This window comes from Aeromonas sp. S41-2 (genome assembly GCF_027705845.1).
In the GTDB taxonomy this organism is placed as follows: Bacteria; Pseudomonadota; Gammaproteobacteria; order Enterobacterales; family Aeromonadaceae; genus Aeromonas; species Aeromonas hydrophila.
This window is the reverse complement of sequence record NZ_JAPDCG010000001.1, coordinates 424,692-445,145: the sequence shown is the minus strand read 5'-3', so window position 1 is coordinate 445,145 and position 20,454 is coordinate 424,692. Positions and strand designations below refer to the sequence as shown.

The following is a 20,454-nucleotide window of genomic DNA, read 5'->3' as shown; positions in this document are numbered from 1 at the left end:
CATTCGCACCGTTTTCACCTTTTCAAGCCGGTTTACAGGTTCGTGCTGCGGCTCATTTGAAAGGAGTTCAGCCATGATCCCTGAATTGGGACAGTTTTCACTGATCCTGGCCTTCGCCACTGCCCTGCTGCTGGGCAGCTATCCGTTGCTCGGGGCCAAATGGGGGCGCCTTGGCATGATGTCGGCGGCCCGCCCGCTCGCCTATGCCCAGTTCCTGCTGCTGTTGCTGTCATTCCTGTGCCTGACCTGGGCCTTCATCGACAACGACTTTACCGTGCAGTACGTGGCCACCAACTCCAACAGCCTGCTGCCGCTGGCCTATCGCATCTCCGCGGTGTGGGGCGCCCACGAGGGTTCCTTGCTGCTGTGGGTGCTGACCCTGGGGGGCTGGACTGCGGCCGTCGCCATGTTCAGCCGTCGCCTGCCGCTCGACGCGGTGGCGCGGGTGCTCGGCGTGCTCGGCCTCATCTCGGTCGGTTTTACCGCCTTCGTGCTGTTTACCTCCGACCCCTTCATCCGCACCTTGCCCTACTTCCCGGTGGATGGGCGCGACCTCAACCCGCTGTTGCAGGATCCCGGTCTCATTTTCCACCCGCCGATGCTCTACATGGGCTATGTGGGCTTCTCGGTGGCCTTCGCCTTTGCCATCGCGTCCTTGATGACTGGCCGGCTCGATGCCACCTGGGCGCGCTGGTCGCGTCCCTGGACCATGGCGGCCTGGGTCTTCCTCACCCTGGGTATCGTGCTGGGCTCCTGGTGGGCTTATTACGAGCTCGGCTGGGGCGGCTGGTGGTTCTGGGATCCGGTAGAAAACGCCTCCTTCATGCCCTGGCTGGCGGGTACCGCCCTGCTGCACTCGCTGGCGGTGAGTGAAAAGCGCGCCACCTTCAAGGCCTGGACCGTGCTGCTGGCGCTCTCCGCCTTCTCTCTGAGCCTGCTGGGTACCTTCCTGGTGCGCTCCGGCGTGCTGGTGTCGGTGCATGCGTTTGCCTCCGACCCGACCCGTGGCCTGTTCATTCTGGGCTTCCTGCTGGCGGTAATCGGTTCATCCTTGCTGCTGTTTGCCTTCAAGGGCTCTCAGGTGAGAAGCCACGGCAAGCACGAGTTGTGGAGCCGTGAGACCCTGCTGCTGTGCAACAACATCATGTTGGTGGCGGGCTTGCTGACCGTGCTGCTCGGCACCCTGTTACCGCTGGTGCACAAGGAGCTGGGGCTGGGTAGCATCTCCATCGGTACTCCCTTCTTCAACCATATCTACAGCTGGCTGATCATTCCGTTCGCCCTGTTGCTGGGGGTCGGCCCGCTGTTTCGCTGGCGCCGCCAGGAGCTGGGCGAGCTCAAGGGCAAGGTGGTGCTGGCGCTGGTATTGAGCCTGGCCGCCGCCATTTTGCTGCCGCTGCTGCTGGCCGAGGAGTTCAAGCCCTGGGCTGCGCTCGGTATCGGGCTTGGCGCCTGGATCATCGTGACCAGCGTGCAGGAGACCTGGGTGCGTGCCACCCACAAGCACAGCTTCACCGTCGGCGTACGCCGCCTTGGCAACAGCCACTGGGCGATGATCCTGGGCCACGTGGGCCTTGCGGTGAGCATCATCGGCATCGCCTGTACCCAGAACTACAGCATCGAGAAGGATCTGCGGATGCAGGCCGGCGATCGGGTCCAGTTTGCCGACTACGAGTTCGTCTTCACCGGCATCAAGGAGAAGAACGGCCCCAACTACGACGGCTTCAAGGGCGTGCTGGAAGTGCACAAGGACGGCAAGCAGGTCGCCCTGCTCAAGCCGGAGAAACGCATGTACAAGGTGACCCGGATGCCGATGACCGAGGCGGCCATCGATGCCGGCTTCACCCGGGATCTCTACGCGGCGCTCGGCGAGCAGCTCGACAGCGGCGCCTGGGCGGTGCGGATCTACTACAAACCCTTCGTGCGCTGGATCTGGTTCGGCGGCGTCTTCATGGCCATCGGCGGCGTGCTGGCGATGCTGGACAAGCGCTACCGTTTCGGTCGCCGTGACGAGGAGGCCAAGGCATGAGCAAGAAGACCTGGTTGTTTCTGATCCCCTTCATCGTGTTTCTGCTGGGGGCCGTGTTTTTGTTCAAGGGGCTCTACTCCGATCCCACCAAGCTCGAGTCCGTGATGGTGGGCAAGGAAGTGCCCGTGTTCACCCTGCAGGACATCTACGACCTCAATAAGCAGCATGACAGGAGCATCCTCAAGGGGCGCCCCATGCTGCTCAACGTCTGGGCCACCTGGTGCCCGACCTGCTATGGGGAGCACACCTACCTCAAGCAGCTGGCGGGGCAGGGGATCTACATCGTCGGCATGAACTACAAGGATGAACGCGCCAAGGCCATCAACTGGCTGGCGGAGCTCGGCAATCCCTACCAGATCAATCTTTATGATCCCGACGGCATGCTGGGGCTGGATCTGGGGGTCTACGGCGCGCCGGAGACCTTCTTCATCGACAGTCAGGGCATCATTCGCTATCGCCACGTGGGGGACGTCAACCCCGAGGTGTGGGCCAGCACCCTCAAACCCATCTATGACGCCATGAAGTGAGGGAGAGCCTGATGAGAATGTTTATTGCGTCCCTGCTGCTGCTGGCAGGACTGGGCGGGGCGGGCCAGGCGCTGGCCGCCATCGATGTCTACACCTTCGACAGCGACGCCCAGGAACAGACCTTTCGCGAGCTGACCAAGGAGCTGCGCTGTCCCAAGTGTCAGAACCAGGATATCGCCGACTCCAACGCGGGCCTGGCCAAGGACTTGCGGGACAAGACCTACCAGATGGTGCGCGAGGGCAAGGACAAGCAGGAAGTGGTGGACTACATGGTCGCCCGCTACGGCAACTTCATCCTGTACAACCCGCCGCTGATGGCATCGACCCTGATCCTCTGGCTCGGCCCTCTGCTGGTGATCGTCATCGGTGTCGTCATGGTGGTGGTGCGCAGTCGCCGTCGTCCCGCGGCTGCCACGCCGGCGGATAGCGCCCTGAGCGCGGAGGAGCAGCGTCGTCTGGCTGCCCTGCTCAAAGAGGAAGAGAAACAATGACCGCATTTTGGATAGTGATCGCGGCCCTGCTGGCGCTGGTTAGTCTGGCGCTGGTGCTGCCGTTGTGGCGGGGTGAGGGCAAGCAGAGCATCAGCCGCTCGGCCCTCAACAAACAGCTCTATCGCCAGCGTCTGCTGGAGATCGGGGAAGAGCGCGAGCAAGGGGTGCTGGCGGAAGAGCAGGACTCCCTGATTGAGCTGCAACGCAGCCTGCTGGACGACATCCCCGACGTGGAGCAGACCGCCCGCGGCGGCAAGAGCATGATCTGGATCCCGGGTGTGCTGGTGCTGCTGGTGGTGAGCCTGGGGCTCTACTACAAGCTCGGCTCCTGGCAGGAGGTCAGCCGCTGGCAGGATGCCAACAGCCGGCTGGGCGAGCTCAGCAACCGCATCCTGGTGGAGCGGGACGCCGAGGTCACCGAGCAGGATCTGCTGGACTTCACCCTGGCCCTGCGCACCCGTCTGAAGGACGAGCCGAACGATTATCGCGGCTGGCTGCTGCTGGGTCGGCTGTCACTGGATGGCAATGATCCCGAGATGGCCCGCGAGGCGCTGGAGCGGGCCTACGGGCTAGCCCCGCAGAAGGCGATGGTGGCGGTGCCCTACGCCCAGGCGCTGATGATGACAGGGGATGACGCGCAGGCCGATCAGCTGCTGCGGGTAGCCATTGCCCAGGAGCCGGCCAATATCGAGGCGCGCTCCGTCTACGCCTTCATGGCGCTGCAAAAAGAGGACTTCAAGACCGCCCTGCAACGCTGGCGCGAGATGTTGCCGCTGATGGAGAAGGGCTCGACCCGTTACACCATGGTGGAGCGCTCCATCGACTATGCCGAGCAGCAGTTGAAGAAGCGCGGCATGGCCAGTGCCACTGTGCCGGCTGAGGCGAGCGGGCAGAACGCGGCCTCTGACCAGGTGCTGGAGGTGAAGGCCGGCGAGTTCCCGCTCAAGGTGACGTTGGCCGATGGCATTGCACTGCCGGAAGATGCCCATCTGTTCGTGTTTGCGGTGATCCCCAACGGACCGCCCATGCCCATCGCGGTCAAGCGTATCCCGGGGCCGCACTTCCCGCTGACCCTGTCGCTGGGTGACGGTGACGCCATGATGGAAGGCAACAAGCTGGCTGCCTACCCCGAGCTGCAGTTCAAGGCGCGCCTCTCCCGTGGCGGCAACGTCATGAACAAGGAAGGGGCGTTTGAAGGCGTCTCCGTTCCGGTCGCCACCGGTTCGATTCCTTCAGCGCCGATTGACATCCGCATCGATCACGCCCTCTAATACGCCTTTGGCCCGGCCCCTCGATGGGGCCGGGCTGCCTATAATTCAGATTAATCACAATAAAAAGCTAGGACTTCCATATGTATGTGCGTGTAGGGGCATTGATGGTGGCCTTGTTGCTGGGCGGCTGTGCTGGCGGCCCGCCCAAGCAGGGGCCTGAGAGCCTTGACCTCAAGGAGACGCCGAGCCGGCCCGGTGCAACCAGCACGGCCAGCGATGGTCGTGACCCGTTCCAGGGCGCCAACCGGGCCATGTGGGCCGTCAACTACGATGTGCTGGAGCCCTATGTGGCCCGTCCCGTGGTGCATGGCTACGCCCGCTATATCCCGCAGGGAATGAAGGACGGCATCGAAAACCTGGTGGAAAACTTCAACGAGCCGAGCAGCATGGTCAACCATCTCATCACCGGCGATTTGAAGGGGGCGGGCACCAACCTGGGTCGCTTCACCCTCAACACTACCGTGGGTCTGCTGGGTATCTTCGATGTGGCCAAGCATGCCGGTCTGGCGCGCAACAAGCTGGAGCTCAATACCGTGCTGGGCCGCGCCGATATCGGTGATGGCGCCTACCTGATGGTGCCGGTCTACGGCCCGACCACCACCCGCAAGCTGGTGGGGGATACCGTGGATACATTGTATTTCCCTTATGCCTTGCTGACTTTCCCGTTGAAGGTGGTGCATTGGGCGCTGGATGGGCTGGGTACCCGCTCCAAGCTGATCGATCAGGAGCGGATCATCGACAACGCGCTCGATCCTTACGCCCTGACCAAGGACTTCTATCTGCAGTACAACCAGAACAAGGTGACCGGCCGTCAGACCGAGCTCAAGCAAGAGCAGCAGGAGAAGCAAGACGACAGCAATCTGGACGACTATCTGGATGAAATCGACCAGTGATGCCAGCGCATCCTGCTCGAGTGATGTAACAAAGGCGCCTGCGGGCGCCTTTTTCGTCTCTACTGTTGCACAGGCATAAAAAAACGCCCCGCAAGAGCGGGGCGTTTTAGCTAGAACGGGAGCTATCAGGCAGCCAGGTTCTTGGCCACGAATTCCCAGTTGACCAGGGTCCAGAAGGTTTCCATGTACTTCGGACGCAGGTTGCGGAAATCGATGTAGTAGGCGTGTTCCCACAGGTCGACGGTCAGCAGCGGAGTGGTACCGGCTTCGGTCAGCGGGCAACCGGCGTTGGAGGTGTTGACGATGGCCAGGGAGCCGTCAGCCTTTTTCACCAGCCAGGTCCAGCTGGAACCGAAGTTGCCGATGGCGGACTTGGTGAACGCATCCTTGAACTCGACGAAGGAGCCGAAGGCCTTGGTGATGGCATCGGCTAGGGCGCCAGTGGGCTCGCCACCGCCGTTCGGGGAGAGGCAGTGCCAGTAGAAGGTGTGGTTCCAGATCTGGGCGGCGTTGTTGAAGATGCCGCCAGTGGAGGTCTTGATGATCTCTTCCAGAGACTTGCCTTCAAACTCGGTACCCGGCACCAGGTTGTTCAGGTTGACCACATAGGTGTTGTGGTGCTTGCCGTGGTGGTATTCCAGAGTTTCCTGGGAGATGTGCGGTTCCAGAGCATTGATTGCATAGGGCAGAGCGGGAAGTTCGAATGCCATTTTCTACTCTCCATTGGCTGGCCGTGCGAAGGCGACGGTTGCAAGACATTGCGTACTCTTTTCTATCTTGAAAAGAATTGTTCTTGAAATAAGGGGGCCAGATGGCCCAAAGCCCATCGATTGTACCAGCATCAAAGATGGGCTAACAACTCTTGATTCTCGCCATGATCCGGATCAAGCTGCGGCGTATTGATTCATCACTTCTTGCATCCGAGGTGGTTTGCCAGTTTGTGGTCTGCCCGGATTGCAGTAGAATGGCCGCCGAAATCGCTCTAGTGAGGCACCTATGGAAACTATTGAAAAGATCAAACAGCAGCTGGCTGAAAACCCCATCATTCTGTACATGAAGGGCTCCCCCAAGCTACCCAGCTGCGGTTTCTCTGCCCAGGCCTCCCAGGCCCTGATGTCCTGTGGCGAGCCGTTTGCTTACGTCGACATCCTGCAAAACCCGGATATCCGCGCCGAATTGCCGAAGTTTGCCAACTGGCCGACCTTCCCCCAGCTGTGGGTGGAAGGTGAGCTGGTCGGTGGCTGCGACATCATGATCGAGATGTTCCAGGCTGGCGAGCTGCAGACCCTGATCAAGGAAACTGCCGCCAAACACAAGCAGGATGACGCCGCCGCCGAATAAGGCAGCAGCTGCATCATGCAAAAAGGGGAGCCAGTGGCTCCCCTTTTTTATTTCACAGCTTTATTTCACTACAGGCATTAGGCGATGCGTTCGATGCGTGCCATGTAGAAGCCATCGAAGCCGGTGGCGGCCGGGCTGACGGTGTGGTCATCCCGCAGGCGGTAGTTTTCATTGGCGGCGAGGAACTTGTCCACCTGCTGACGGTTCTCTTCCGGCAGGATGGAGCAGGTTGCATAGACCAGCAGACCACCCACCTTCACCATCTGGCTGTAGCGCTGCAGGATCTCCGCCTGCAGGGCAACCAGTACCGACAGCCGCTCGGCGGTGTCGCGCCACTTGGCATCTGGATTGCGCTTGAGCACGCCGAGGCCGGAGCAGGGCACGTCCAGCAGCACGCGATCCGCACTCTCTTTGAGGCGCTTGACGGTCTTGCTGCTGGTGATCACCCGGGTCTCCACGTTGTGGGCCCCGGCGCGGCGGGCACGCTGTTTGAGGTTTTCGAGCTTCCACTCTTCCACATCCATCGCCAGCAGGCGGCCCTTGCCCTCCATCATGGCGGCCAGATGCAGGGTCTTGCCGCCGGCACCGGCGCAGGCATCGATGACGCGCATGCCAGGGCTCACTTCCAGCGCGGCCGCAACCTGCTGGGAGCCGGCATCCTGCTGCTCGAACCAGCCATCGGCAAAGGCCTTGGTACGAAACAGGGCGGCATCCGAGGTCACTTGCAGGGCCGAATCGACCCCTTCCACTGGAATGGTGGTGACCTGTTCTTTGGCCAGTGCGGCCTGCAGCTCTTCACGGGTGCACTTGAGGCTGTTGACCCGCAGGTAACGCTTGGGCATCCAGGCCAGCGCGGCACGCTCGGCAGGCCAGGCTTCGCCCAGTTGCTCGCTGCCAAGTTTTTCCAGCCAGGTCGGGCAACCATCCATCAGCACCGGGTTCTTCTTGGCTTCGGTCAGACGGCGACGAAACGCCTCTTCATTGAAGCGATCCAGTGTCGGATGGTTGGGTTGGGCTATCTTGTGAAAAGCGTGCCAGCTGTGCAGCAGTGGCCAGACGTTCTTCTCGGCCTGACGGACCTGGATGCCGGTCAGGGCGCAATAGAGGCTGAGGCGACGCAGCAGATCGCCGGTGACCAGGGCAATCCTTGCCTGTTCTTGCGGTTTGAGTTCGATGCCGGAGAAGTGACGGGCATAGGCGCGGTCCAGGGTGAGACCCTGGCCCAGCACATCGTCAACAATGGCAACGACCAGGTCCCCGAAACGGGGCAACAGTGGGGATTTGAGCATGAGATTAACCTTGGTCAGATAAAGACGAACCGTCGTCATGGTGACGCGGCTCAAAAACTGATAAATCCGCGCAATGATAGGGGCTAGACAGGGTTGGTGCAACACTCCCCATTCGGGGAATATCCGCTAGCTGGTGCTGGACTAAGCAGGGCGGCAGGCAAATGATGCCAGTTGCAGTTTGGGTGAGTGCATTTAAAAGGACTAAAAAGATGCAGTTGATGAAATTTTCTCCCTTGGCGCTGGTGGTGGCCAGCCTGATGAGCTCGAGTGGCCTCGCGGCCAAGGAGTGGGACACGGTGGCGGCGCGCGCCAGCGCCGCCGACGGCTATGAAGTGCGGGCCAACCAGTTTCGGGTCGCCAAGGTGCCCATCGATTATTTTGCCGGCCTGCAGGCCGGGGCCCGTTCGCTGACCCTGCCGTTGCCCGACGGGGGAGAGGTGACCTTCACCCTGCAGGCCTATGATCTGCTGCCGGCCGATCAGGCGGCCAAATTCCCCGAGATCCTGACCTTCAAGGGCCATAACCCGGCGGCACCGGTAGAGACGGGACGTTTTGACCTGGGGCCGCTGGGTTTTCACGCCATGTTCACCCATCAGGGCAAGACGGTATTCGTCGACCCGCTGCGCAATGCCGACGGTTATGCCGTCTATTACCAGCAGGATGCCTACAGCCGGCTGGAGGAGGACGCGGACAAGGTTATCGGCAGCGAGGCCAGCAGGGCGCTGGCGCACAAGGTGCAGGTGGATGGCAACGTGCGCAAGCGTTACGTCATCGCCATCTCGGCGGCGGGGGAATACACCCGGTTCCACGGTGGCTCCAAGGTGCTGGCCACTGCGGCCATCGCCACCCTGCTCAACCGGGTCAACGAGGTGTACCAGCGTGACGTGGGGGCCGAGTTTCAGCTGGCCAGCGGCAACGACAACATCATCTTTACCGATCCGGCCAGCGATCCCTTCACCAATGGTGATGCCGACGTCGACATCAACAGCGTGGTGCAGGCCAATGCCCAGACCCTGCCCAGTGCGCCGCTTGGACAGTTCGACATCGGCCATGTGGTCAATACCGGGGGCGGCGGGCTGGCCAATCTCGGTGCGCTCTGTACCGCCACCCGTTCGCAGGGCATGACCGGCTCAGCCACCCCGGTGGGGGATGCCTTCTTTATCGACTACGTGGCCCATGAGATTGGCCACCAGTTCGGCGCCGACCACACCTTCAACGGCACCACCAACAGTTGTGGCAGCGGCAATCGGGAGGGGACCCAAGCCTGGGAGCCGGGCAGCGGCACCTCCATCATGGCCTATGCCGGGATCTGCGGGGACGAGAACATCCAGCCCCACAGCGACCCCTATTTCCACAGCAAGTCCATCGAGCAGATGCGGGCGCACATGGCGACCGTGCCGGCCTGCGGCACCACCCTCAACCTCGTCAACAATGCGCCCCAGGCGGCGGCCGGGGCCAGCCGCATCATTCCGGCCAATACGCCGTTCGTGCTCAAGGGGGCCGGCGCCGATCTGGACGGGGATCCCCTGACCTACACCTGGGAGCAGATCGATCTGGGCACGGAGTCGAGCAGCCCGGCCACCATGGTGGACGACGGCAGCCGGCCGCTGTTCCGTTTCGTGTCGCCGACCGGCTCGCCGGAGCGGATCCTGCCGAGCCTGCCCTCCCTGCTTTCGGGCACGCTCGCCAAGGGCGAGGCCTGGCCCACCACCAACCGGGATCTCAACTTCCGGCTGACGGTGCGTGACGGCAAGGGCGGTGTCGCCAGCGACGACATGAAGGTCCAAGTGGTCAACACCGGCAGCGCTTTTCGGCTGACCGCCCCGCTTGGGGTGGCATTGACGCCGGGGGCAAGCCAGGCGGTCAGCTGGGATGTGGCCGGCACCACGCTGGCGCCGATCAGCTGCAGGAAGGTGGATCTGTTCATCACCCAGAACGAGGGGGCCAGCTGGAGCAATCTGGCGGTCAGCCAGCCCAACAGCGGCGCCGCCACCGTCACCCTGCCGGCGGATCTGGCCAGCGCCGCCCGCCTCAAGGTGGCCTGCAGCGACAACATCTTCTTTGCCATCAGTCCGGCCAAGCTGCCTGTCGCCCAAAGCGGCGGCAGCTCGGGCGGTGGCGGCGGTGGTGCCCTCGGTCTCTGGACTCTGGCGCTGGCCCTGCTGGGTTGGCAACGGAGGCGCGGATGAGGGCTGGCTGGCTGGTGCTGGTGTCTCTGCTTAGCGGCTGTCAGGCCGATGCCGATACGCTGGAGCAGGCGGTCAGCGCCAGTCTGGCCAAGCAGGATTACCGGTTGATCGTGCGGGCCGGGCGCGGCGAGGTGGCGCCCGGCATCGCGCCGGAGCAGCAGGCCTCGGCCAAGACCCGCTGTGGCGTGCGCTACCTCGATGGCCTGGGGGATGTCATCAAGCCCGGGCAGGAAGAGGCCCAGGCCAAGCTGGCGGCCTACGCGGCGGATTACAACCGGCGCATGCTGGCGCATTGTCCCGCGGCCTCTGGCAAGCAATAAGCCTGCGCGTAGCAAGAGCGTACGAAGGGCATACCAAGGGAGGGAGGCGTGAGCCTCCCTCTTTTTTTGCAGCCGCCATTTGCCGGTCACAAGGCTTGTACCCATGGCGTGCTCGTCGCACAATGCCAGCACGCATGGCCGCATGGGCGGCAAAGAGAGAAGGAAAATCAAGATGATGGATGTAGCCGATCTGCGCCGCGAATACACCCGGGGTGGGTTGCACCGGGCCGATCTGCCGGCCGAGCCCCTCGCCCTGTTCGAGAAGTGGCTGGCCCAGGCGTGCGAGGCCAAGCTGACCGATCCCACCGCCATGGTGGTGGGCACCGTCGATGCCGACGGCCAGCCCTGGCAGCGCACCGTGCTGCTCAAGCATTACGATGCCGAGGGCATGGTGTTCTACACCAACATGGGCAGCCGCAAGGCGCATCAGCTGGAGGGCAACCCCCGCATCAGCCTGTTGTTTCCCTGGCACACGCTGGATAGACAAGTGCATGTGACCGGCCGGGTGGAGAAGATGAGCACCTTCGAGGTGATGAAGTACTTCCACAGTCGCCCCAAGGACAGCCAGATCGCCGCCTGGGTTTCCCAGCAGTCGACCCGCATCTCGGCGCGCGGCGTGCTGGAGGCCAAATTCCTCGAGCTCAAGCAGAAATTTGCCAATGGCGAAGTGCCGCTGCCAAGCTTCTGGGGCGGCTTTCGAGTGCGGATCGACACGGTCGAATTCTGGCAGGGGGGTGAGCATCGCCTGCACGACCGTTTCTACTACACCCGCGAGGGGGAAGGCTGGCACATCGAGCGGCTGGCGCCCTGAGTGCCCGCTGCCGCTGACAAGGAGTCTGTATGCGTCTGTATGGCGATCTGAAGTCCGGCAACTGCTACAAGCCCTGGTTGCTGGCCCGCTGGCTTGAACTGCCCCTCGACTGGGTGCCGGTGGATGTGCTGGTGGGGGAGACCCATACCCCCGATTTTCTGGCCATCAACCCCAACGGCAAGATCCCGGTGCTGGAGCTGGCCCACGGCGATACCCTGGCGGAATCCAACGCCATCCTCTTCTATCTGGCGCAGGGCTCGCCCCTGTGGCCGACCGAGCCGCGTCAGCAGGCCGAGGTGCTCAAGTGGCTGTTCTTCGAGCAGTACAGCCATGAGCCCTATATCGCGGTAGCCCGTTTCATCGTGCATTATCTGGGGCGGCCGGAGTCTCAGGAGGCGCGCCTCGACGGGCTCAAAGCCGGCGGCGAAAAGGCGCTGGCGGTGCTGGAGCAGCAGCTCAAGCAGAGTCCCTACCTGTGCGGTGAGTCCCCGACCATCGCCGACATCGCGCTTTACGCATACACCCATGTGGCGGAGGAGGGGATCTTCTCGCTGCAGGGCTGGCCAGCTATTCGCGACTGGATCGCCCGCCTCGAGGCGCATCCCCGTCACCTGAGCCTGCCGGCAGCCTGTCAGGCCGGCTGATGGAGCTGCTGATCGAGCGTGCTCTGTGGCAGCCCCACTGGGCGCCGGTGCTGCAGGCCTGGCAACGGCAGGGCGGTCGCTGGCTGCTGCTGCAGAGCAAGGCCGATGAGCGTTTGCCGAGCGACACCGGCGGACTCTGGTCCTGTTGTCCGCCCGATGGCGTGCGTTCGGCCAGCGCGCTGCTGGCCGCCTGGCTGGATGGTGACTTGCCTGCCCAGCCCGCGAGGGATCCGAGCCGCCAGATCCTGATCAGCGGCTCTGCCTCCCTGCTGACCTTGGCCCGGGAGGAGGGACTGCTGACGCTGGGGCCACAGGGCGCCGATCTGACGCTGACGGCGTCAGACGATCTGGGCGCCGTACTCAACCGCCTGCTGGCCCGCCGCCTGACGATGCCAGTGCTGGCCGAGCCCGCCTCGCCGTCGGGGCCTGCCCTGCAACTGCGTCCCCTGCTGGCGCGCGATGAGGCCGATGTGGTGCGTTATTGCAGCGATGCGGCGCTCGCCCGCTACACCCTCAACATCCCCCATCCCTACCCGCCGGAGGCGGCTCGCGACTGGCTGGCCGGCTGCTGGCGCAAGGCGGCGCTCGGGCTGGGCTGGAGCTGGGCGCTGACCCTGCCAGCGGGGCAGGGCCATGCACCGCTGGTGGGGGTGATCTCGCTGCACTGGAACGGCGAGCTCGCCTGGTGGGTGGGTGTGCCCTGGCAAAATCGCGGGCTGGCGACCCGGGCCGCCCGGCTGGTCAAGGCCTTTGCGTTTGACCGGCTGCAACTGCCGGTGCTGACCGCCCGCCATATGCCAGGCAATCTGGCCTCCGGCCGGGTGATGGCCAAGCTTGGCATGCGCTATTGCGGTCGGCGTGAGCTGAGTGGTCAGCCGCCGTGCGAGGTGAGCTACTGGCAGCTGGAGCGAAGCCAGACGCTGGCGGTGCCGCTGACACGGCAGTTAGCCCCTCTGCTGGCCGACGAACGGGTGGTGGCGGCCATCCTGCAAGCAGGCGCCGAGGAGGGTGAGCCGAGGCGGCTGGCCCTCTTTCTGGCGCAGCCGGAGCCAGAGAGCGGACTGGCTGTCGACTCCCTGCCCGAGCGGGAGGGCGACGGGCCACTGGCGCTGGAGTATCACGATCAGGCTGTGCTGGCGCAGGCCGAGCCGGACCAGCTCTACTTGTACCGGGGGCTGCTGCTCAAGGACCATGAAGAGCAGGGGCTGGCCTATCTGCAGCAGCTGGCCAGCCTGCAGCGCCAGGGGCCGGCACCGCTCACGCTGGCGGAGCGGCGTCAGCGGCTCGGCTGGCTGGGCACCTTGGCCCGCCGGGCGAGCGGCGAGAACACACAGGGGAATGGCGTCAGCCGCCGTTATCACCAGCTCTGGCTGCTGGTGGAGTTGCCCGCCCTCATCGACGAGCTGGCCGGACGCTGGCATCGCGGGCCTGACCAGACGCTGAGCTGGCTGGAGCAGACGGATGCCGAGCTGTTTGCGGCCTATCGGGTGGCCATCACCACCCTGCAACCGAGCGATCTGCAAGCACTGCTGCGCCTGCTGGCCGTGCGGTTTCCTGAGTCCACCCTCCCATTTCTCGACAAAGGTGCTCAGGGCGGCGGTCAGTTTGTGGAATAATGCCCGCTCTGCTGTACGAGGAGTAACGCTGTATGCTGAGAACCGAGCGCCCCGGCGACATGCTGCCGGTCTATGACCTGGTGAGCGCCGCCTTTGGCCGTTCCGACGAGGCCGAACTGGTCAACCGCCTGCGCGAATGTGGCGCCGCCGTGGTGACCATGGTCGAGGAGGAGGAGTACGAGTTCATGGGGCACCTGATGCTGAGCCCGATCACCATTAACGGCATGGAAGGGCCCTGGCTCGGTCTTGCGCCCGTGGCGGTCCATCCCGATTGGCAAGGGCAGGGCATAGGGTCGGATCTGGTACGCGAGGGGCTGGACACGGCGCTGGAAATGGACTGGAAGGCGGTGGTGGTGCTGGGTGACCCGACCTATTACAGCCGCTTCGGTTTTCGCCCCGCCAGCGAGTTCGGCCTGCACTGCATCTACGAGGTGCCCGCCGACTGCTTCATGGCGATGGAACTGCAGGAAGGCGGTCTGACCGGGATGCAGGGCGAAGTGCTCTACCACCCGCTGTTTGACGAGCTACCTGACGAAGCGCCGCTCGAGGCATGAATGGTCATATCTGTGAAAAAGGCGCCCTCGGGCGCCTTTTTTATCTCTGTCCGTCAGCTCAGCTGAAGAACCAGTAACCGCGGTTGACCAGCCGGGTCAGCAGCTGCAGGAAGCCGGCCTGATCGGCAAGCTCCACCATGTCGGCCTGGGTAACCATGTCCTTGTCGCACAAGAGCGAAATGGCGGCCGCATCCTCGCTTGGCATGGTCCAGGCTTCGCCGTCGATGTAGCACTGCTGGCTCTCGCCGCTGAACCAGACGGTGCGTAGACCCGGCACCTTGATGGCGGGCTCGCCCTGTGTCAGCAGGTCGGCCACTTCCTCGGCGCTGTAGTCCGGCTCCACCGGATTGACGTCCAGATCGTGCTTGGCCTCGGAGATCATGGTGCCGAACCACTCCTTGAACAGGGTCTCGTCATCGAGGGCCTGCTGCATCAGCTCGCGCAGACGGTGCAGCTCGTGGGGCTGGATCTCGCCGTGACGGGCGCAAGGCTTGAGGTCGGCATCGCCGTAACGCTCGGTTCGCACCTCGTTGTCGATCAGGTGATCGGCAAAGGAGGAGATAAGCGCCTTGGCATCCGGCGCGCGGAAGCCTACCGAGAAGTTCAGAGAGGGCTCGATGGCGTAGCCCTCGTGGGGGAATCCAGGCGGGATGTAGAGGATATCGCCCGGCTCCATGATGACGTCGATGATCGCCTCGAACGGCTCGCAGTGCAGCAGGGCCGCGTGGGCGGCGAACTCGCTTCGCGGCGTTGCATCGCCGACGCGCCAGTGGCGCTTGCCCTGGCCCTGGGTGATGAAGACGTCGTAGTTGTCGATGTGGGGACCGACCCCGCCGTGAGGGGTGGAGAAGCTCACCATCACGTCGTCAAAACGCCAGCCGGGGATGAACTGGAACGGCAGTGCCAGCTCGTTGACCTCGGGAGCCCAGTGGTTGCAGGCCTGTACCAGCACGGTCCAGTTCTCTTCACCCAGGTGATCGTAGGATTCGAAGGGGCCGTGAGCTGCCTCCCACTTGTTGTTGAAGCGGGTGACGAGGCGCGATTCAATCACCTCTTCCATGGCCAGACCCGCCAGCTCGTCCGGGCTGATGGGATCCTGAAAGTCGGTGAAGCCGCCCTTGATGAGCAGTGGGCGCTTCTGCCAGTAGTGCTCGAGGAAGTGAGCGATATCCAGATTGAGTTGGTACATAGATCTTCTCGTCAAAGGGTTCGACAAAGGTCAAGAGAGGTCTTGCCGGAGGCGGTGGCTGGCCTCGGGCAAGACCTCTTGCAAAGGGTGTATAGGGTGCCACATAAAATAACCGGGGCCCTGTTGCAGATCATGCACAGGGCCCCGGTGGTGTCACTTATCCGCTTATTTCAGCAGATCGACCAGACGCTGGGCGTCGCCGATGTAGTTGGCCGGGGTCAGCTTCTTCAGCTCGACTTTCACGGCTTCCGGCAATTCCAGGGTGTCGATAAAGGTACGCATCCCTTCGGCATCGACGCGGCGGCCACGGGTCAGCTCCTTGAGCTTCTCGTAGGGCTTCTCGATGCCGTAACGGCGCATCACGGTCTGGATCGGCTCGGCCAGCACTTCCCAGTTGGCATCCAGATCGGCAGCCATGGCGGCGTCGTTGGCTTCCAGCTTGGAGATACCCTTGAGGGTCGCCTGATAGGCAATCAGGGAGTAACCCACCGCCACCCCCAGGTTGCGCAGCACGGTCGAGTCGGTGAGATCACGCTGCCAGCGGGAGATAGGCAGCTTGCTCGCCAGATGCTGGAACACGGCGTTGGCCAACCCTAGGTTGCCTTCGGAGTTCTCGAAGTCGATGGGGTTGACCTTGTGCGGCATGGTGGAGGAGCCGATTTCGCCGGCGATGGTGCGCTGCTTGAAGTGGCCCAGGGAGATGTAGCCCCACACGTCGCGGTCGAAGTCGATCAGGATGGTGTTGAAGCGGGCCATGGCGTCGAACAGCTCGGCGATGTAGTCGTGCGGCTCGATCTGGGTGGTGTAGGGGTTCCAGGAAAGGCCGAGGGAAGTGACGAACTCCTCGGAGAACTGGTGCCAGTCCACATCCGGGTAGGCGCTGATGTGGGCGTTGTAGTTGCCGACCGCGCCGTTGATCTTGCCGAGGATCTCCACCGCCATGATCTGCTTGTACTGGCGCTCCAGCCGGTAGGCGACGTTGGCCATCTCCTTGCCCATGGTGCTCGGGGTCGCCGGCTGACCGTGGGTACGGGACAGCAGCGGCATGTCACGGTACTCGTGAGCCAGACGCTTGAGCTCGGAAATCAGCTTCTCGCAATAAGGCTTGATGACCTCTTCGCGGGCGGTTTTCAGCATCAGGCCGTGGGAGTTGTTGTTGATGTCTTCCGAGGTGCAGGCGAAGTGGATGAACTCGCTGATGGCGGCCAACTCCGGGTTCACTTCGACTTTTTCTTTGAGGAAGTACTCCACCGCTTTCACATCATGGTTGGTGGTGCGCTCGATCTGTTTGATGCGGGCGGCATCCTGCTCGTTGAAGTTGCTGACGATGCCGTCGAGCAGGGCACTGGCGGCCGCGCTCAGGGCAGGGACTTCCGGGATCCCGGCGTGGCTGGCCAGTTTTTGCAACCAGCGCACCTCGACTTCGACGCGAAAACGCAGCAGGCCGAATTCGGAGAAGATAGGGCGCAGGGCATCGGCCTTGTCGCCATAACGACCGTCAATCGGGGAAACAGCAGTCAGCGCGGACAGCTCCATGGGGTGAACTCCTGATGATTGGTGTGGGGGATCCGTATCCACTCGCGCGTGGGCCCGGGTCGTCAGCAAGGGGATGTGCGGCTGCCCGCCTTGCTGTGATCCCTCGGCCCGCGCGCGAGCCGATGATTAGTAACGTTTGGCCAGCTCCACCATCTTCTTGCGAGCGAAGATGATCTGGGTGCGGCTGCCGCCGAGCTGACGCCACAGCACGCAGGCCCGGATGCCGGCCAGCAGCAGGGCGCGCACCTTGTGCTGCACCAACGGCTGCTGCAGGAACAGCGGGGTACCCGCCACCTGGATTCTGGGGCCGATCGGGCTGATAAGGTCGCTGTAGATGCTCGCCATGTTGGCCAGGATCTGCTCGTCGAGCAGATCGAAGTGCTGTTGCTGGCGGCCAATCTGGCTGATCCGCTCACCCAGCATGTTGAGGATGTCCTTGCGCTTGGCCAGCTTGCGCTCCAGCGCAATCAGGCTCACCACGTAGCGGGTCAGCTCGGCATTCTTCTGGCTGCCGTCGGCGCCCAGCTGCTCGACCAGCGCGCGGTAGCCGTCGCGAATGGCCAGATGGGTGTTGTTGAACACCTCGAGCGGCTGGCTCGGGTTGGTCACCAGAATGCTGGAGAGGCTCTCGCGCAGGGCCGCCTCGTCGCAGCTGCCATCACGGGCCACCTTCTGCACCAGATAGGCGGCCTGGCAGATGCCGGCAAAGGCCATGGTTCTGTCTTGGAATTTGTCGCTCATATCTTCACAGCCCTGTTCTGTTCATTCACTGGCCGATGCCATGATTCGGCCTGGAAGTTGCCAATCATGTATCGCTGCCTTGTGCTGTTTTGTCTTTGTCCCCTCTCCCTCAGGGAGAGGGTCAGGGTGAGGGGGGTTATCCCCTCATCCCCAACCCTTCTCCCGCGAGGGGAGAAGGGAGTGCAGCGCGGACGCTCGTGAGCGCCCAGCCCTTAGACCGGATGGCTGAAACGTTGTTCGATGATGCCGCCGCCCAGACACACTTCCCCGTCGTAGAAAACGGCGGATTGACCCGGGGTGACCGCAGCCTGCTTCTCGTCGAAGATGACCCGGATGGTCTCATCGTCGATGGGCTGGATCAGGCAGGGGATATCTTCCTGCCGATAGCGGGTCTTGACGGTGCAGCGGCGCGGCGCGCGAATGGGGGTGCGATCCACCCAGTGCAGCTGGCTCGCAATCAGGCCATCGGAGTAGAGACGGGGATGCTCGCCCTGCGCCACGACAAGCACGTTGCGCTCCACCTCTTTGTCGACCACGTACCAGGCCTCTTCGGTGGCATCTTTGCGACCACCGATGCCAAGTCCCTTGCGCTGGCCCAGGGTGTGGTACATCAGCCCCTGATGCTCGCCGATCACCTTGCCGTCCACGGTTTCGATGGGGCCGGGCTGGGCGGGCAGGAACTTGGCCAGGAAGTCCTTGAATTTGCGCTCACCGATAAAGCAGATACCGGTGGAGTCTTTCTTCTTGGCGGTGATGAGATCGAGCTGTTCGGCGATGCGGCGCACCTCCGGCTTCTCCAGATCCCCGACCGGGAACAGGCTTTGACCCACCTGAGCTTCGCTCAAGGTGTAGAGGAAGTAGCTCTGATCCTTGTTGGTATCGAGACCGCGCAGCAGGCGCGGGCGGCCGGTGCTGTCGTCACGGCGCACATAGTGGCCGGTGGCGATGTAGGTGGCCCCCAGCTCTTCGGCGGCAAACTCCAGGAACGCCTTGAACTTGATCTCCTTGTTGCACAGGATATCGGGGTTCGGCGTACGGCCGGCCTTGTACTCTTCGAGGAAGTGCTCGAACACATTGTCCCAGTACTCGGCGGCGAAGTTGATGGTGTGGAGTTTCATCCCCAGCTTGTCGCAGACGGCCTTGGCATCAGCCAAATCCTGGGCGGCAGAGCAGTACTCGTCCGTGTCGTCTTCTTCCCAGTTCTTCATGAACAAGCCTTCGACCTGATAGCCCTGCTGCTGGAGCAGGTAGGCCGAGACGGAAGAATCCACGCCGCCGGACATGCCGACGATCACCTTGATTTGGCTGTTGTCTGTCATTAGTCGAAGTTACCAGTTCGTTTAAACGGGGCGTATTCTACCAGAATTTCGCGCCCCCGGTCACATATCCATGCCGCCGTTCCCATCAGGAACCCGGCAGCAGGAAATCGTTTTTCTTGTCTCGGCCCGATCGCGTCAAAAAGAGCTTCCAACGGCTCTTAAATGAAAGCTTTGAGGGCCGACAGCGGCAGCCTGGTGCCGGCCAGATAGTCCTGAATGCACTGCCACACCAGGGGGCTGCGCAGGGCCGGTTTGCACTCGGCGATCTCCGCCAGGGTGAGCCAGTGGCAGGCCAGCACGTCGCCATCAGGATCCTCTGGATGGTGCTGACCCGGCGCCTTTTCAAGGTCGAAGATGACGGCAGTGCGCACAAAGGTGGCCTCGCTGTCCGCCGGCTTGTAGAGATAGACCCCGAGCCAGCCGGTGGGGGCTGCGGTGAGCCCGGTCTCCTCCTTCAGCTCGCGGCAGGCCGCCTGGATGAGATCTTCCCCCGGCTCCACATGGCCGGCAGGCTGGTTGAAGCGGCGCTGGCCCTTGATCTCCTCTTCCACCAGCAGGAAGCGGCCCTGCCAGTGTACCAGGGCGGCCACGGTGAGGCGGGTGGGCAGCGGTGGGTGATCGCTCATAGGGACTCCTTGTCTGGTTGGCTGTGCCCCGGCGGGGCGCTGGATTCAACTGCGCTGTTCAGGTGATGGCACGCTGGCCAAATGGCTTACTCGTGTTATTCCGCCGGCTTGCTGCGGGCCGGGCGACGGGCAGTGCCGCGTCCGCCGCTGCGATTGCCAGGGCGCGGCTCGGCCTCGCGGCTGCCCAGCCCTTGGCCGGGTGCCTGCTCTTGGCCCTGATGCTGGGGGCGGCGGGCCGCTCGTGGTGCACTGTGGCTGCCTGTTCCCTGTGGCTTGGCGGATGTGCGCGGCTTGCCGTGTGCTGCATATTGCCGTGGCGCCGCTGCCAGTTCGGGGGCGGGCAGGGTGCGGCTCTCCCCCGGTGCCAGCGCGTCGAGGGTCCACTCCCCGATGGCGTAGCGGATAAGGCGCAAGGTGGGGTGACCGATGTGGGCGGTCATCCGCCGCACCTGGCGGTTGCGCCCCTCGACAATCTTGATCTCCAGCCAGCAGGTGGGGATCTCTTTGCGCTCGCGAATGGGCGGGTTGCGTGGCCACACGGCCGGTTCATCCATGATGCGCGCCCCGGCGGGCAGGGTCATGCCGTCGTTGAGCTCCACGCCGGCGCGCAGGGCTGCCAGCTTCTCCTCGCTCGGCACTCCTTCCACCTGCACCCAGTAGGTCTTGGGGGTCTTCTCCCCCGGCTGGGTGAGGCGCGCCTGCAGCTTGCCGTCGTTGGTGAGCAGCAACAGCCCCTCGCTGTCGCGGTCTAGCCGGCCCGCGGCATAGATGCCGGGCTCTTTGATGTAATCCTTGAGGGTCTCTCGGCCCGCCTCGTCGGTGAACTGACAGAGCACCATGTAGGGCTTGTTCAACAGCAGCAGCTTGCGATCGGCCGGGGCGGGGGCCGGTTTGCGCTCACCCTCCTTGTCTCTCATGGCGTGTTGCGCCTCCCGGCGTTGGGATGGACGCGCCGTGGCGGCGGGTCCGCTGGCCGAACGTTCGGCGTCGGGACGGGCGGAGAGGGAGAGACGGGGGCGGGCTGATTTCATCGCATGCATACCAAAAACAGGGGAAGGGCGAGTGTAC

Annotated in this window: 20 protein-coding genes; 12 read left to right on the top strand and 8 right to left on the bottom strand. The window is 63.3% G+C overall.

Annotation, left to right across the window (positions count from 1 at the left end; translation table 11 throughout):
* Nucleotides 1–73: 73 nt before the first annotated feature.
* From OKC44_RS02030 to OKC44_RS02010, 5 genes are all read left to right on the top strand, one after another.
* Nucleotides 74–2,029 carry a heme lyase CcmF/NrfE family subunit gene (locus tag OKC44_RS02030; protein ID WP_045790303.1) on the top strand — a complete coding sequence of 652 codons (1,956 nt, stop codon included), beginning with the start codon at nucleotides 74–76 and terminating at the stop codon, nucleotides 2,027–2,029.
* Complete coding sequence (locus OKC44_RS02025; RefSeq protein WP_005298853.1) at nucleotides 2,026–2,556, top strand: DsbE family thiol:disulfide interchange protein; 531 nt, start codon at nucleotides 2,026–2,028, stop codon at nucleotides 2,554–2,556. Before OKC44_RS02030 ends, OKC44_RS02025 begins: the two co-directional genes overlap by 4 nt.
* An 11-nt stretch (nucleotides 2,557–2,567) precedes the next feature.
* Complete coding sequence (locus tag OKC44_RS02020; protein WP_011705303.1) at nucleotides 2,568–3,047, top strand: cytochrome c-type biogenesis protein; 480 nt, start codon at nucleotides 2,568–2,570, stop codon at nucleotides 3,045–3,047.
* The gene (gene ccmI / locus OKC44_RS02015; RefSeq protein ID WP_270810738.1) at nucleotides 3,044–4,318 is read left to right on the top strand and encodes a c-type cytochrome biogenesis protein CcmI; all 1,275 of its coding nucleotides are present in this window, start codon (nucleotides 3,044–3,046) and stop codon (nucleotides 4,316–4,318) included. Before OKC44_RS02020 ends, ccmI begins: the two co-directional genes overlap by 4 nt.
* Before the next feature lie 80 nt (nucleotides 4,319–4,398).
* A complete protein-coding gene (locus OKC44_RS02010) occupies nucleotides 4,399–5,211 on the top strand; it encodes an MlaA family lipoprotein (protein WP_016350065.1) in 813 nt (270 codons plus the stop codon).
* 125 nt (nucleotides 5,212–5,336) lie between these two features.
* Here the strand turns inward: OKC44_RS02010 and sodB are convergent, their stop codons facing one another.
* Nucleotides 5,337–5,921, bottom strand: coding sequence for a superoxide dismutase [Fe] (sodB, locus tag OKC44_RS02005; protein WP_270810736.1), 585 nt, complete (start codon nucleotides 5,919–5,921; stop codon nucleotides 5,337–5,339).
* Nucleotides 5,922–6,207: 286 nt separating this feature from the next.
* Between sodB and OKC44_RS02000 the strand changes: the two genes are divergently transcribed.
* Nucleotides 6,208–6,552 (top strand): Grx4 family monothiol glutaredoxin, encoded by a 345-nt coding sequence (locus OKC44_RS02000; RefSeq protein WP_010673955.1) that lies wholly within the window; start codon nucleotides 6,208–6,210, stop codon nucleotides 6,550–6,552.
* Nucleotides 6,553–6,629: 77 nt separating this feature from the next.
* On the opposite strand, the gene OKC44_RS01995 is transcribed toward OKC44_RS02000, so the two are convergent.
* Nucleotides 6,630–7,841 (bottom strand): RsmB/NOP family class I SAM-dependent RNA methyltransferase, encoded by a 1,212-nt coding sequence (locus OKC44_RS01995; RefSeq protein WP_270810734.1) that lies wholly within the window; start codon nucleotides 7,839–7,841, stop codon nucleotides 6,630–6,632.
* A 209-nt stretch (nucleotides 7,842–8,050) separates the two neighbouring features.
* Here OKC44_RS01995 and OKC44_RS01990 point away from each other — a divergent pair, with 209 nt between their 5' ends.
* The 6 genes from OKC44_RS01990 to OKC44_RS01965 all read left to right on the top strand — a co-directional run bounded on the left by OKC44_RS01990 (nucleotide 8,051) and on the right by OKC44_RS01965 (nucleotide 13,975).
* The gene (locus tag OKC44_RS01990) at nucleotides 8,051–10,030 is read left to right on the top strand and encodes a reprolysin-like metallopeptidase (protein ID WP_270810732.1); all 1,980 of its coding nucleotides are present in this window, start codon (nucleotides 8,051–8,053) and stop codon (nucleotides 10,028–10,030) included.
* Entirely contained in the window at nucleotides 10,027–10,350 is a 324-nt protein-coding gene (locus tag OKC44_RS01985) for a hypothetical protein (RefSeq protein ID WP_270810731.1), read from the top strand. The genes OKC44_RS01990 and OKC44_RS01985 overlap by 4 nt, the downstream gene beginning before the upstream one ends.
* Nucleotides 10,351–10,522: 172 nt before the next feature.
* Entirely contained in the window at nucleotides 10,523–11,161 is a 639-nt protein-coding gene (gene pdxH, locus OKC44_RS01980; protein WP_011705310.1) for a pyridoxamine 5'-phosphate oxidase, read from the top strand.
* A 29-nt stretch (nucleotides 11,162–11,190) separates the two neighbouring features.
* A complete protein-coding gene (locus tag OKC44_RS01975) occupies nucleotides 11,191–11,805 on the top strand; it encodes a glutathione S-transferase family protein (RefSeq protein ID WP_270810729.1) in 615 nt (204 codons plus the stop codon).
* Nucleotides 11,805–13,421, top strand: coding sequence for a GNAT family N-acetyltransferase (locus tag OKC44_RS01970; RefSeq protein WP_270810727.1), 1,617 nt, complete (start codon nucleotides 11,805–11,807; stop codon nucleotides 13,419–13,421). The genes OKC44_RS01975 and OKC44_RS01970 overlap by 1 nt, the downstream gene beginning before the upstream one ends.
* A gap of 32 nt (nucleotides 13,422–13,453) precedes the next feature.
* Nucleotides 13,454–13,975, top strand: a complete 522-nt coding sequence (locus tag OKC44_RS01965; protein ID WP_011705313.1) for a GNAT family N-acetyltransferase — start codon at nucleotides 13,454–13,456, stop codon at nucleotides 13,973–13,975.
* 58 nt (nucleotides 13,976–14,033) lie between these two features.
* On the opposite strand, the gene OKC44_RS01960 is transcribed toward OKC44_RS01965, so the two are convergent.
* The 6 genes from OKC44_RS01960 to OKC44_RS01935 all read right to left on the bottom strand — a co-directional run bounded on the left by OKC44_RS01960 (nucleotide 14,034) and on the right by OKC44_RS01935 (nucleotide 20,426).
* Nucleotides 14,034–15,164 carry a ribosomal protein uL16 3-hydroxylase gene (locus tag OKC44_RS01960; RefSeq protein WP_270810724.1) on the bottom strand — a complete coding sequence of 377 codons (1,131 nt, stop codon included), beginning with the start codon at nucleotides 15,162–15,164 and terminating at the stop codon, nucleotides 14,034–14,036.
* Nucleotides 15,165–15,329: 165 nt separating this feature from the next.
* On the bottom strand, nucleotides 15,330–16,700 hold the full coding sequence (purB, locus tag OKC44_RS01955; protein ID WP_201354471.1) for an adenylosuccinate lyase: 1,371 nt from the start codon (nucleotides 16,698–16,700) through the stop codon (nucleotides 15,330–15,332).
* A 126-nt stretch (nucleotides 16,701–16,826) separates the two neighbouring features.
* The gene (hflD, locus tag OKC44_RS01950; RefSeq protein WP_005334622.1) at nucleotides 16,827–17,441 is read right to left on the bottom strand and encodes a high frequency lysogenization protein HflD; all 615 of its coding nucleotides are present in this window, start codon (nucleotides 17,439–17,441) and stop codon (nucleotides 16,827–16,829) included.
* Nucleotides 17,442–17,653: 212 nt separating this feature from the next.
* Nucleotides 17,654–18,760, bottom strand: a complete 1,107-nt coding sequence (mnmA, locus tag OKC44_RS01945) for a tRNA 2-thiouridine(34) synthase MnmA (protein ID WP_139749851.1) — start codon at nucleotides 18,758–18,760, stop codon at nucleotides 17,654–17,656.
* A gap of 158 nt (nucleotides 18,761–18,918) precedes the next feature.
* Complete coding sequence (locus OKC44_RS01940) at nucleotides 18,919–19,386, bottom strand: NUDIX hydrolase (protein ID WP_044799537.1); 468 nt, start codon at nucleotides 19,384–19,386, stop codon at nucleotides 18,919–18,921.
* Nucleotides 19,387–19,481: 95 nt separating this feature from the next.
* Nucleotides 19,482–20,426: a pseudouridine synthase gene (locus OKC44_RS01935; RefSeq protein WP_270810719.1), complete on the bottom strand. Its 945-nt coding sequence runs from the start codon at nucleotides 20,424–20,426 to the stop codon at nucleotides 19,482–19,484.
* Nucleotides 20,427–20,454: the final 28 nt, after the last annotated feature.